Here is an 11,962-nt window from a genome sequence, read left to right as displayed (position 1 = left end):
TGTAGCTAGTATAAAGACTCAAGCTTAAAGCTAACTGATATCAGTTTTCTTTAAGGAAAAGGGATAGGAAAGGAGTATCTTTCCTTCTATAATTGTCATTTTTCAGGGGAAGCTTTCCTTTCATCTCATAGGACACGCAAAAAAATGATGTTTCAAATCCTAAAGATAATCCTTGCCTTTGTTCGAAAAGTCTGGTATAATAGTTTCTTGTGAGTAAACCTCACTTACCCCTTGCAAAGACTTGGGGTCATTAGTCCAAAAGGAGGAACATTATCAATGGCTAAATACGAAATTCTTTATATTATTCGTCCAAACATTGAAGAAGAAGCTAAAAACGCTTTGGTAGCACGTTTCGATTCTATCTTGACTGACAACGGTGCAACTGTTGTTGAATCAAAAGATTGGGAAAAACGTCGTCTTGCATACGAAATCCAAGATTTCCGTGAAGGACTTTACCACATCGTAAACGTTGAAGCGAACGACGACGCAGCTCTTAACGAGTTCGACCGTCTTTCAAAAATCAACGGTGACATTCTTCGTCACATGATCGTAAAAGTTGACGCGTAAGAAATCATCAGAGGTGACTTATGATTAACAATGTTGTACTTGTCGGTCGTATGACCCGTGATGCTGAACTTCGCTATACTCCAAGCAATCAAGCAGTTGCTACTTTCAGCCTAGCTGTCAACCGCAACTTCAAGAGTCAGAATGGAGAGCGCGAAGCCGATTTCATCAACTGTGTGATCTGGCGTCAGCAAGCAGAAAACTTAGCAAATTGGGCTAAGAAAGGTGCTTTGATTGGGATTACCGGTCGCATTCAAACACGTAATTACGAAAACCAGCAAGGTCAACGTGTTTATGTCACTGAAGTCGTAGCAGATAGCTTCCAATTATTGGAAAGCCGTGCAGCACGCGAAGGGCATGCAGGTGGAGGTTATTCATCAGGCAATGGTGGTTTTGCTGGAAATGCAACCCCAAGCTTTGGTGGATCTGAACCAAGTAATGCAGTACCTAACTTTGGTCGTGAGGAAAACCCATTTGGAGCTAATCCAATGGATATCTCAGACGACGATCTTCCATTCTAAGAATGGGTTTAACGAATTAAAACTATAAAGGAGAATTAAACATGGCTCAACAACGTCGTGGCGGATTCAAACGCCGTAAAAAAGTTGATTACATCGCAGCAAACAAAATCGAATATGTCGATTACAAAGATACTGAGCTTCTTAGCCGTTTCGTTTCAGAACGTGGGAAAATCCTTCCTCGTCGTGTAACTGGAACTTCAGCGAAGAACCAACGTAAAGTAACAACAGCTATCAAACGCGCTCGCGTAATGGCTTTGATGCCTTTCGTAAACGAAGATTAAAGAAAAGACCCTGGTGGGTCTTTTTTTCAGGTTCGGGTGGACCTCTTTGACCTTTCCCTAGCTCTAATCGTGTTATAATGTGGGAAGAAATATATCAAGGAGGGAACTATGAAGGAAGGTGTAATCATCAGGAGGATGATAAAGGCAGATATTGAGCACATCTCTCAAGCCTTTATCCACCAAGGGTGGCCGGGTAGAAAGGATATCTTGACCAGCTATTTTCAGGATCAGGAGAATGGAGAAAGGGACGTATTAGTAGTTGAGTCGGATGGACTTGTGGCAGGTTATATCACTATATTGCCTGCTGCCAAGCACGGTCCTTTCGTGGGAGTCTATCCTGAACTATCTGATTTTAATGTTTTTGAGCCATTTAGAAATCGAGGAATTGGGAATCAACTCTTAGAAGAGGCGGAAAAAAGAGTCCGGCTACTATCAGAGTTTGTTACTTTAGGGGTTGGTTTACACTCGGGTTATGGCCCAGCTCAAAGACTGTATGTTAAACGAGGCTATATCCCAGATGGATCTGGAATTTGGTTTAGGGATCAGCCCTTGGCCCCTTACAGTTCTTGTGAAAACAATGATGACTTAGTCCTCTATTTTTCAAAAAGGTTGAACAGGGAAATACAGTAAAACAAAAACGGATGAAAACTTCATCCGTTTTCTTAGCGACGAGTTGCGGGTGCTGTGCTCGAACTTTTAATATTAAAACGTTTCTTGAGGTAGAAGCGAAGGGCGAGTGCTAAAGCTCCTAAAAGGATCGCAAGGATATCTGGAATGGTTGGGTTGAGGACTTGTGGGAGTAATGAGGTGAAGGACAAGACGATGACCCAAAGGAACATGACGCCAACAAGAATCGGCATAGATTTCCAAAGAGAGGGACGCTCACTGCGATCTTTTGTGCCATCCATATACTGATAGAAGAAGTAGTACATGAGGTATAAGAGCAGAGCCCCTGTCAAACTTCCAAGAATCAAGGTGATCAAACCATAGCCAGTACGACGCGGTGCGACCAAGTTCATGAAGGCTGAAATGGCAGCAAAGACACCAAAAATAAAGAGGAAGGAATCCAAAATCATGAGAGAAGGAGCATCGTTTAATTTTGGATGCTCTTTTTCATAGCGTTCTTTCTCGCTGAAAGAGTTAGCCCAGACAGTTGGAGCTCCAAAAAGGGTCCGTGCCGGAATTCCTTTTCCTTGGTTCTCATGGATAGCTGGAAGAATTTCTTGGAGGAGGCTTTCTGCTTCTTCCTCTGTCTTTCCGTTTTCAAGCAATTGGTGTTTGGCGATCCGGATAAATTCTTGGTTTTTCTTGCTAAGTTGGCTAAGATCGATGTGAGACATAAATACTCCTTTGATATACAAGTGTTGTTAGAACCATTTTTTATGGATGAGGTAGATGACGAGGGATCCAGTCAGGGCAAAGGCGATGAAGATAATGAGCCAAAAGGCATGGGCTTCGCCGTTGAGCGGAAGCTCATTGTCCTTGAAGTTCATCCCATAGGCCGAGAAAATCATGGTTGGGATGGACATGACGATGGTCACCATAGCCAAGGTCTTCATGATATTATTCTGGTTGTTGGAGATGATCGATGCGAAGGTATCGGTCATGGAGTGGAGGATGTTTCCATAAATATCCGCCATCTCAATGGCCTGTTGAGTCTCGATCAAGGTATCTTCCAATAGATCCTCGTCTTCCAGGTATTTCTTGATGTTACTAGTGGCACTGGTCAATTTCTTGATCACGCGCTCATTGGTTTTCAGAGAGGCCTTGAAGTAGACGATGGTTTTTTCTAACTCCATCAGTTCAATCAGCTCTTCGTTACGAGTTGATTTATGGAGTTGACTTTCAATCTGTTCACTCTTGCGATCCAGGGTACGAAGCGCGGTCAAGTAGAGCTCGGCATTTCGATAAAGGATCTGAAAGATAAAGCGAGACCGCATGAAGGTATAGAAATTCCGTAAGCGACGATTGATAAAGGTATCTAGCAAAGGCAATTCTTCCAAACATGTGGTGATAATGGCCTCTTCAGTTAGAATGATTCCCAAAGGGATGGTGACATAGTAGGTCTGGTTGTTCCGCTCTTCCTTGATGGGAACGTCTACGATGATCAAGGTATACTCATCTTCGATGGTCATACGGGACATTTCTTCCGCATCGAGTGGTGCCCGTAAGTCGGCAATATCAATATTAAATGCAGAGGCGATTTCCATTGATTCACTTTGAGAAGGGTTGACAAGGTTGATCCAGCTACCGGGTTCCAGTGTCTCTATTTCTTTAAATTCAGTCGTTGTTGATAAAAAGACCTGTTTCATGGTGCCTCCCCTTGTTTTTTTACACCTTAACATTATAACAGAAAAAGCACGTTTTTGGATAAAAGAATACTAAAAAATTTGTTATAATGGAGGATAACAAAAAGGTGAATTAGAGTAAAAACATGCAAGATAAAATTGTCATTCATGGGGCACGCGCCCATAATTTAAAAAATATAGATGTGGAAATTCCACGCGATAAGTTGGTCGTGGTGACGGGCTTGTCAGGATCTGGAAAGTCTAGTCTGGCCTTTGACACCCTCTATGCAGAAGGCCAACGTCGTTACGTGGAGAGCTTGTCAGCCTATGCTCGGCAGTTTTTGGGGAATATGGAAAAACCCGATGTAGATTCGATTGATGGCTTAAGCCCCGCTATTTCTATCGACCAAAAAACCACTAGTAAAAATCCGCGTTCCACTGTGGGGACGGCAACTGAGATCAATGACTACCTGCGCTTGCTCTATGCGCGTGTAGGGACGCCTTATTGTATCAATGGGCATGGAGCGATTACAGCTTCTTCGGTTGAGCAAATTGTCGATCAAGTCTTAGAATTACCAGAGCGCCAACGCCTGCAAATTCTAGCTCCTATTATTCGCAAGAAAAAAGGCCAGCACAAGAATATCATTGAAAAGGTGCAAAAAGACGGCTATGTCCGGGTGAGGGTCGATGGTGAGATCTATGATGTGACAGAGGTTCCAGAACTATCTAAAAGCAAGCAGCACACGATTGAAGTGGTTGTGGACCGAATCGTGATCAAAGAGGGCATTCGCTCGCGGCTCTTTGATTCGATTGAAGCAGCCCTTCGGATTGCGGATGGTTATGTGGTGATTGATACCATGGATGGCAAGGAATTGCTCTTTTCTGAGCATTATGCTTGTCCAGTCTGTGGCTTTACCGTTCCTGAATTAGAGCCCCGCCTCTTTTCTTTCAATGCGCCTTTCGGATCTTGTCCAGACTGTGATGGGCTGGGTATTAAGCTAGAGGTGGACTTGGATTTGGTAGTGCCAGATGATCGCTTAACCCTTCGCGAAGGAGCCCTCGCTCCTTGGAATCCGATCTCTTCCAACTACTATCCACAGATGTTGGAGCAAGCCATGACCCATTTTGGCGTTGATATGGACCAGCCGTTTTCCGATCTTTCTCAAGAAGAAAAAGACTTGGTCCTCTATGGTTCAAACGGCAAGGAATTCCACTTCCACTATGAAAATGAGTTTGGTGGGGTTCGGGATATCGAGATTCCTTTTGAAGGGGTCGTAAACAATATTCACCGTCGTTTCCGTGAGACCAATAGTGATTTCACCCGCAACCAAATGCGCTCTTATATGAACGAATTGACCTGTGCGACCTGCCATGGCTACCGTCTCAATGACCAGGCTCTCTCTGTTCGTGTCGGAGGAGAAAAGGGGATGCATATCGGGGAAGTGTCAGATCTATCGATTGCGGACCACTTAAAAGCCGTGGACCAGCTGATCTTAACGGACAATGAAGCTACGATTGCAAGACCGATCCTAAAAGAGATTAAGGATCGCTTAACCTTCTTAAACAATGTGGGGCTCAATTACTTGACCCTGTCACGATCGGCTGGGACCTTATCAGGTGGAGAAAGCCAGCGCATTCGCTTGGCAACCCAGATCGGTTCCAACCTCTCTGGTGTCCTTTACATCTTGGATGAGCCGTCTATCGGCCTCCATCAAAGGGACAATGACCGCCTGATTGCCAGTCTCAAGAAGATGCGCGATTTAGGCAATACCTTGATTGTCGTCGAACATGATGAAGATACCATGAGAGAGGCAGACTACCTGATCGACGTCGGCCCAGGTGCCGGTGTCTTTGGGGGAGAGATCGTTGCAGCAGGAACTCCAAAGCAGGTGGCACGCAACAGCAAATCCATCACTGGCCAGTATTTGTCCGGCAAGCGCAAGATTCCGGTTCCAACAGAGCGCCGTTCAGGAAATGGCCGCTCTATTGAAATTACAGGAGCAAGTGAGAATAACTTACAAGACATCACAGTACGCTTTCCTCTAGGAAAATTCATCGCAGTCACTGGAGTTTCCGGTTCTGGAAAATCGACCTTGATCAATGGCATCTTGAAAAAAGCCATCGCTCAAAAGCTCAACCGCAATTCGGAAAAACCAGGGAAATACAAGACGATTCAGGGGATTGAGCATATCGATCGCTTGATCGACATTGATCAAAGCCCGATTGGTCGGACTCCTCGTTCCAATCCAGCGACCTATACAGGCGTCTTCGATGATATTCGTGATCTCTTTGCTCAGACCAATGAAGCCAAAATTCGGGGCTATAAAAAAGGCCGCTTTAGTTTCAATGTCAAGGGTGGGCGTTGTGAAGCCTGCTCAGGAGATGGGATCATCAAGATTGAAATGCACTTCTTGCCAGATGTCTTTGTCCCTTGTGAGGTCTGCCATGGACGTCGATACAATAGTGAAACCCTCGAAGTCCACTACAAGGAAAAAAATATCGCAGAAGTTCTGGATATGACGGTCAATAAGGCAGTCGAATTCTTCAAGCACATTCCAAAAATTGAACGCAAACTCAAGACCATCCAAGATGTGGGCTTGGGCTATGTAACGCTGGGGCAACCAGCGACCACCCTTTCAGGTGGGGAAGCGCAGCGAATGAAGTTGGCTTCTGAATTGCACAAGCGCTCTACAGGAAAATCCTTCTATATCTTGGATGAACCAACGACCGGACTCCATACCGAAGACATTTCTCGCTTGATCAAAGTCTTAGAGCGTTTTGTGGATGATGGCAATACAGTCCTTGTGATTGAGCACAATTTAGATGTTATTAAGACAGCAGATCATATCATCGATTTAGGACCAGAAGGCGGTGTCGGTGGTGGAACCATTATTGCGACCGGAACACCAGAAGAAGTAGCAGCAAATCCTGCTAGCTACACAGGACAATATTTGAAAGGAAAATTACAATGAATCAACGGATCAGCAACTTAAGAAACAAAATGAAAGCCCAAGACCTCAAAGCAGTATTGATTAACAATTTGAAAAATGTTTATTATTTGACCAATTTCTGGGGTTCAAACGGAACTGCTTTGGTGACAGAAGAACGTGTGGTACTCTTTACAGATTCGCGCTACACCATCCATGCCCATGCGACTTGTTTTCATTTTGTAGAGATTGTGGAAACCCGCGATGAGTTGACTGCAGCTGCAGAGATCGTTAAGGACCTTGGAATCAAAGAACTTGGTTTTGAGGACGAAGTGACGGTAGCCTACCATGCCCGTATGGCTTCTGTTTTCAGTGGCATTACCCTTCAATCCCTAGCGAATTTTGTCATGGAATTGCGCTTGATTAAGGATGAAACGGAGATTGCGGCCATTAAAAAAGCTTGTAGTATCTCTGACCAAGCCTTCCGTGATATTTTGGATTATATCAAGGTAGGGAAAACGACAGAGTTGGAAGCAGCAACTTTCCTCGATTTTAGAATGCGGGAGTTGGGAGCTTCTGGTGTATCTTTTGATATTATCTCGGCAGCTGGTGAACGCTCTGCCATGCCTCACGCGACTCCAAGTGATCGGGTGATTTCAGCAGGAGATGCCTTGACCCTTGATTTTGGTTGCTTGTATAACCACTATGTCAGCGATATGACACGGACTATCTATGCAGGACATGTCAGCGACAAGGAAAGAGAAATTTACGAAACCGTTTTGAAAGCCAATCAAGCCTTGATTGATGCTGCTAAAGATGGACTTGGCTTCCGTGATTTTGATAAAATCCCACGTGATGTGATCGAGGCAGCCGGCTATGGTCAATACTTTACTCATGGAATCGGTCATGGGATTGGGCTAGATATCCACGAAGAACCATACTTCAGCCAAACGTCTAAAGAAGCGATTCAAGCAGGGATGGTCTTAACAGATGAGCCAGGTATTTATATTGAAGGTCTCTCTGGTGTGCGGATCGAAGATGACCTTTTGATCACAGAAACAGGTTGTGAAGTCTTGACTCTTGCTCCTAAAGAATTGATTGTCCTTTAAAATATACGTTTCTCTTAACTTCTGTTTAGACAGAGATGTGAAGAGAAGACTATGAAATGAATTGTAGAGGAGTTCTTCTCCCTGACATCTTATTTGGAGCCCTATCCATTTTGGTATAGGAACTAACAGAACAAAACACGAAAGAAGCAAAGGGTAATTTGGATGTGGATGGATCAGGGGCGGTCCATAGCAATCCTTTCTTCTCCAAAAGAGGTAATTGCTGTTTGAGAAAAATCAAATAGTGTGTTACAATAAAGAGTAATCTATTTTTAAAAAAGAGGTAATAAAACATGATCGAAGCAAGTAAATTGAAAGCTGGTATGACTTTTGAAACAGCTGACGGAAAATTGATCCGCGTTTTGGAAGCTAGCCACCACAAACCAGGTAAAGGAAATACTATCATGCGTATGAAATTGCGTGATGTCCGTACTGGTTCAACATTTGATACAAGCTACCGTCCAGAAGAAAAATTTGAACAAGCGATTATCGAAACTGTTCCAGCTCAATACTTGTACAAAATGGATGATACAGCCTACTTCATGAACACTGAAACATATGACCAATATGAAATTCCAGTTGTGAATGTAGAACAAGAATTGCTTTATATCCTTGAAAACTCAGAAGTAAAAATTCAATTCTACGGAAGCGAAGTCATCGGTGTAACAGTTCCTACAACTGTTGAATTGACTGTTGCAGAAACTCAACCATCTATCAAAGGTGCTACAGTGACTGGTTCTGGTAAACCTGCTACAATGGAAACTGGTTTGGTCGTAAACGTTCCTGACTTCATCGAAGCTGGACAAAAATTGGTCATTAACACTACTGAAGGAACTTACGTTTCTCGTGCATAAGAGACATCTCAGGGTGTCAAATAGAAAGGAACTTCTATGGCAACTGAACAATTTGGTGACATCGTTATTGCACCACGTGTATTAGAAAAAATTATTGCGATTGCGACAGCAAAAGTAGAGGGTGTCTATTCGCTTGAAAACAAGAGTGTTTCAGATAGCTTATCCAAACGCTCCCTTGGACGTGGCGTCTACCTTCATACGGAAGAAGATGGTCAAGTTTCAGTAGACATCTATCTCTATTTGGAGTATGGAGTTGCTGTGCCATCTGTAGCAGTAGCGATTCAAAAAGCGGTCAAGTCTGCGGTTTATGATATGGCAGATGTAACCTTGGATGCTGTTAACATTCACGTTGTCGGTATCGCGACGGAAAAATCTCCAAAACCAGACTTGAAAGACTTGTTTAATGAGGACTTCCTCAATGACTGATGAAATTTTATTAGAATCACGTCGAGATTTGCGTGAGCGTGCCTTCCAAGCCTTGATGGCCTTGGAATACGATGGAGACATTGTTGAAGCTTGTCGCTTTGCTTATCTACATGACAAGGACCTAGCAGAAGACAAAGAAGTCGATCTTCCTGCCTTTCTCATGAATCTCGTGACGGGTGTCTATCAGTCAAAAGATCAACTAGACCAACAAATCGGTCAACATTTGAAAACCGGCTGGACTGTTGAGCGCTTGACCTTGGTAGAGAAAAACATCCTTCGTCTGGGAATTTATGAAATGACAGAGTTTGATACACCACAGATCGTCGCAGTCAATGAAGCGGTGGAATTGGCCAAGGCCTTTTCGGATGAAACCTCTTCACGATTTGTCAACGGTGTCCTCAGTCAATTTGTGACAGAAGAATAAGTAAAAAGAGCCTACTGGCTCTTTTTTTGGTAAAAAATATCCCCACAGTTTCTACTGAGGGGATATTGCTTTTAGACACTTTTTCCAGAGTGGAGACTAACGGGCAAGAAATAACCGGTAGTCGCTACTTTTTTTCCTTCGATCTTTTGGAGTAAAAGATCCACCATGAGAATAGCAATGTCTTCGAGGGGTTGTTGGATGGTTGTCAGTTCAGGTGTATAGGTCTCGATGAACTGGGTTCCATCATAACCAATCACTTTCAAATCCTGAGGAATCTGAATATCTAATTCTCTAGCGACTTTCATGATCAAGATCGCCGTCAAATCATCGGAGGCAAAAATAGCGTCTGGTTTGTGGTGGGTTAAAATCTGTTTGATTTCCATTTCTTTGCGAATAGGGGAGAAATCACTGGAAACATTGATGATCATGGACTCAGGTAGAACTGATGCAAATCCCGCATGACGCAAGCCAGTTGGGGAGTTAGAGTTGTCATTACCTGTGATCATGATAATATTTCGGGCTCCGGTTTTTACTAAAGTTTCTGCTGCTAGCACTCCACCAGCATAGTTGTCTGAAGAAACAACCGGAATTTCTGGGGAGAGGTTGCGGTCAAAAGCAATGATAGGAGCAGTTACCCGGTTGTAATCTTCAATGCCCAAATTATGACTTCCTGAAATGATGCCATCTACCTGGTTAGCCTCCAACATCTCAATATATTCGCGCTCTTTCTCGGAGTCGTGCTCACTATTGCAGATGATGGTTTTATAGCCATGTTTGAAGAGTTGGTGTTCTAGTTTGTCGATTAATTCAGCATAGAAAACATTGCTGATGTTGGGAAAGATCAAGCCGACTAACTTGGCTGATTTTCCTTGGAGGCTTCGAGCAACATTGTTAGGTTTATAGCCTAATTCTCGCATGGCTTCTTGGACTTTTTGAATCGTTTTCTCAGACAGGTATCCTTTTTTATTGATAACCCGTGAGACAGTAGTAGGGCTGACACCGGCGAGTTTGGCGACATCAGTTAGCTTTGCGACCATAATCAAGTTCGTAGTAAGTTCCAGTAGGGGTTCCAGACTTGATCAAGATTCCATTTTGATCTGCATGTGGGTAGACCCGACCAGAAAATACTTTTTCTCCTTTATTGATAAAGATTTCAAAAATCGAATTGTCAATGAAAATATTAGCGGTTGTTGCTTGGTTAGCGATTGTGCAGCTACGGCTCGCACCGAATTCTTGGGCATATTGCTCACCAGCCTGGCTTCGATCGACTGTGACCAATCCTTTAGCCAGATCAAATGTGAGAGCTAAGCCCTTCCCTTCTGCATCGGCAAAGAGGACGATTTCGTTCTGGCTATCCTTTTCAAACTGCAATTCCAATTCATAGCAGTTCTTGGTTTGTGCCTTGTTGGCAAATTCCTCACTCTCAGCGCGCAAGTCTTTGATGGCTTCAACTGGGTATTGGTAGAGCTTGCCATCTTTGATGGTTAATTCTTTGACCAGTGAGAGAGTTCCTTGGTAGTCATAGGAATCCGTTGGATAAGAAACGTCTGGAAGACCTAGCCAGCTAACAGTATAGGCACGTCCATCGGGAGCATTAAATCCTTGAGTCGCATAGGCTTCAAAACCATAGTCGAGATTATGCAATTCAGATACATCAACCATTTTGGCCTTTTCTGGGTCAAAGCTTGCCCCAATCTTGTACATATTTGGATAGATATTGTCATAATCGAGAACGGATTTATCTAAGCCTTGAGGGCAGTAGAGGAGAACGGGTTGGTCTCCAACAAAGACGAGGTTAGGACATTCCATCATATAAGCTGTCCGATCGTTTGCAAAATCCAAGTCACCGACTGCAACCCAGTTGGTATAGTCGTTATCTACCGCCTTATAGAGACGGATGAATCCTTTCTTCTCAAGGTCTTGACCGCCAACGATAGCGTAGAATTGACCCTTGAAATTAAAAATCTGTGGGTCACGGAAGTGATCCGTAGAGTCAGCCGGTTGATCAATCAAGATTTTGTCAATTTTTTCAATCTTTCCGTCTTTATCCATCAAAGCACCGACTTGGTAAGGATGACGAACCCATTCTGCATCACGAACATTTCCGGTGTAGAATAAGAATAGTTTGTCACCAAACTGCATGGCTGATCCGGAATAAGCTCCATGGCTATCCAGATCTGTGTCTGGAAGAAGCGTTACACCAGTTTCTTTGAAATGAACCAAGTCTTCACTTTCTGTTTGTACCCATGATTTTAACCCATGGGCTGCACCAAATGGGAAATTTTGGTAAAACAAGATCCATTTTCCATCAAAGTAGGAAAAACCGTTAGGATCATTTAAGAGACCAGCTTTTGGCTCAACATGATAGTGTGTATGCCAAGGAGATTTGGCCATATGATCTTGGATGGCTTGCTTTTCCTCTTTTGTCCAGTCTTCGTAACGTCTGTAACGACGTTCAGTTGTCCATTCCATTTTAGTCCTCCGAATTTTTTCTTACTTCCATAGTACCGATTTCCTATTAAAAATGCAAGCGATAAATGAAAGAAATGGCCAAAAAATGTCAAACGATTG

At 43.4% G+C, this 11,962-nt stretch carries 13 protein-coding genes; 9 read left to right on the top strand and 4 right to left on the bottom strand.

Annotation, left to right across the window (positions count from 1 at the left end; genetic code table 11):
• Positions 1–276 precede the first annotated feature (276 nt).
• From rpsF to QM830_RS06310, 4 genes are all read left to right on the top strand, one after another.
• Complete coding sequence (rpsF, locus tag QM830_RS06325) at positions 277–567, top strand: 30S ribosomal protein S6 (protein ID WP_006595679.1); 291 nt, start codon at positions 277–279, stop codon at positions 565–567.
• Between the two features lie 20 nt (positions 568–587).
• On the top strand, positions 588–1,085 hold the full coding sequence (locus tag QM830_RS06320; RefSeq protein WP_414326008.1) for a single-stranded DNA-binding protein: 498 nt from the start codon (positions 588–590) through the stop codon (positions 1,083–1,085).
• A 41-nt stretch (positions 1,086–1,126) separates the two neighbouring features.
• Positions 1,127–1,366, top strand: a complete 240-nt coding sequence (gene rpsR / locus QM830_RS06315; protein WP_000068664.1) for a 30S ribosomal protein S18 — start codon at positions 1,127–1,129, stop codon at positions 1,364–1,366.
• A 108-nt stretch (positions 1,367–1,474) separates the two neighbouring features.
• On the top strand, positions 1,475–1,996 hold the full coding sequence (locus tag QM830_RS06310; protein WP_414326007.1) for a GNAT family N-acetyltransferase: 522 nt from the start codon (positions 1,475–1,477) through the stop codon (positions 1,994–1,996).
• A 32-nt stretch (positions 1,997–2,028) separates the two neighbouring features.
• Here the strand turns inward: QM830_RS06310 and QM830_RS06305 are convergent, their stop codons facing one another.
• On the bottom strand, positions 2,029–2,706 hold the full coding sequence (locus QM830_RS06305; protein WP_414326006.1) for a DUF1129 domain-containing protein: 678 nt from the start codon (positions 2,704–2,706) through the stop codon (positions 2,029–2,031).
• A gap of 27 nt (positions 2,707–2,733) precedes the next feature.
• Positions 2,734–3,678: a magnesium transporter CorA family protein gene (locus QM830_RS06300; protein ID WP_414326005.1), complete on the bottom strand. Its 945-nt coding sequence runs from the start codon at positions 3,676–3,678 to the stop codon at positions 2,734–2,736.
• 122 nt (positions 3,679–3,800) lie between these two features.
• Between QM830_RS06300 and uvrA the strand changes: the two genes are divergently transcribed.
• From uvrA to nusB, 5 genes are all read left to right on the top strand, one after another.
• On the top strand, positions 3,801–6,626 hold the full coding sequence (gene uvrA / locus QM830_RS06295) for an excinuclease ABC subunit UvrA (protein WP_414326004.1): 2,826 nt from the start codon (positions 3,801–3,803) through the stop codon (positions 6,624–6,626).
• Positions 6,623–7,690, top strand: a complete 1,068-nt coding sequence (locus tag QM830_RS06290) for a M24 family metallopeptidase (protein ID WP_414326003.1) — start codon at positions 6,623–6,625, stop codon at positions 7,688–7,690. The genes uvrA and QM830_RS06290 overlap by 4 nt, the downstream gene beginning before the upstream one ends.
• A 290-nt stretch (positions 7,691–7,980) precedes the next feature.
• A complete protein-coding gene (efp, locus tag QM830_RS06285; protein ID WP_003005479.1) occupies positions 7,981–8,541 on the top strand; it encodes an elongation factor P in 561 nt (186 codons plus the stop codon).
• Between the two features lie 36 nt (positions 8,542–8,577).
• Positions 8,578–8,967 (top strand): Asp23/Gls24 family envelope stress response protein, encoded by a 390-nt coding sequence (locus tag QM830_RS06280; protein WP_003005404.1) that lies wholly within the window; start codon positions 8,578–8,580, stop codon positions 8,965–8,967.
• Positions 8,960–9,391 (top strand): transcription antitermination factor NusB, encoded by a 432-nt coding sequence (nusB, locus tag QM830_RS06275; RefSeq protein WP_003008602.1) that lies wholly within the window; start codon positions 8,960–8,962, stop codon positions 9,389–9,391. The genes QM830_RS06280 and nusB overlap by 8 nt, the downstream gene beginning before the upstream one ends.
• A gap of 71 nt (positions 9,392–9,462) precedes the next feature.
• On the opposite strand, the gene QM830_RS06270 is transcribed toward nusB, so the two are convergent.
• A complete protein-coding gene (locus QM830_RS06270; RefSeq protein WP_049471835.1) occupies positions 9,463–10,428 on the bottom strand; it encodes a LacI family DNA-binding transcriptional regulator in 966 nt (321 codons plus the stop codon).
• Positions 10,409–11,863 (bottom strand): sucrose-6-phosphate hydrolase, encoded by a 1,455-nt coding sequence (locus QM830_RS06265; RefSeq protein WP_414326002.1) that lies wholly within the window; start codon positions 11,861–11,863, stop codon positions 10,409–10,411. The genes QM830_RS06270 and QM830_RS06265 overlap by 20 nt, the downstream gene beginning before the upstream one ends.
• Positions 11,864–11,962 lie beyond the last annotated feature (99 nt).

This window comes from Streptococcus sp. OMI750, assembly GCF_047463895.1.
GTDB lineage: Bacteria > Bacillota > Bacilli > Lactobacillales > Streptococcaceae > Streptococcus.
This window is presented reverse-complemented; position numbering and strand designations above follow the sequence as displayed.

Coding starts and splice junctions, on each gene's coding strand:
- rpsF (WP_006595679.1), top strand. CDS start 277: ATGGCTAAATACGAAATTCTTTATATTATTCGTCCAAACATTGAAGAA.
- QM830_RS06320 (WP_414326008.1), top strand. CDS start 588: ATGATTAACAATGTTGTACTTGTCGGTCGTATGACCCGTGATGCTGAA.
- rpsR (WP_000068664.1), top strand. CDS start 1,127: ATGGCTCAACAACGTCGTGGCGGATTCAAACGCCGTAAAAAAGTTGAT.
- QM830_RS06310 (WP_414326007.1), top strand. CDS start 1,475: ATGAAGGAAGGTGTAATCATCAGGAGGATGATAAAGGCAGATATTGAG.
- QM830_RS06305 (WP_414326006.1), bottom strand. CDS start 2,706: ATGTCTCACATCGATCTTAGCCAACTTAGCAAGAAAAACCAAGAATTT.
- QM830_RS06300 (WP_414326005.1), bottom strand. CDS start 3,678: ATGAAACAGGTCTTTTTATCAACAACGACTGAATTTAAAGAAATAGAG.
- uvrA (WP_414326004.1), top strand. CDS start 3,801: ATGCAAGATAAAATTGTCATTCATGGGGCACGCGCCCATAATTTAAAA.
- QM830_RS06290 (WP_414326003.1), top strand. CDS start 6,623: ATGAATCAACGGATCAGCAACTTAAGAAACAAAATGAAAGCCCAAGAC.
- efp (WP_003005479.1), top strand. CDS start 7,981: ATGATCGAAGCAAGTAAATTGAAAGCTGGTATGACTTTTGAAACAGCT.
- QM830_RS06280 (WP_003005404.1), top strand. CDS start 8,578: ATGGCAACTGAACAATTTGGTGACATCGTTATTGCACCACGTGTATTA.
- nusB (WP_003008602.1), top strand. CDS start 8,960: ATGACTGATGAAATTTTATTAGAATCACGTCGAGATTTGCGTGAGCGT.
- QM830_RS06270 (WP_049471835.1), bottom strand. CDS start 10,428: ATGGTCGCAAAGCTAACTGATGTCGCCAAACTCGCCGGTGTCAGCCCT.
- QM830_RS06265 (WP_414326002.1), bottom strand. CDS start 11,863: ATGGAATGGACAACTGAACGTCGTTACAGACGTTACGAAGACTGGACA.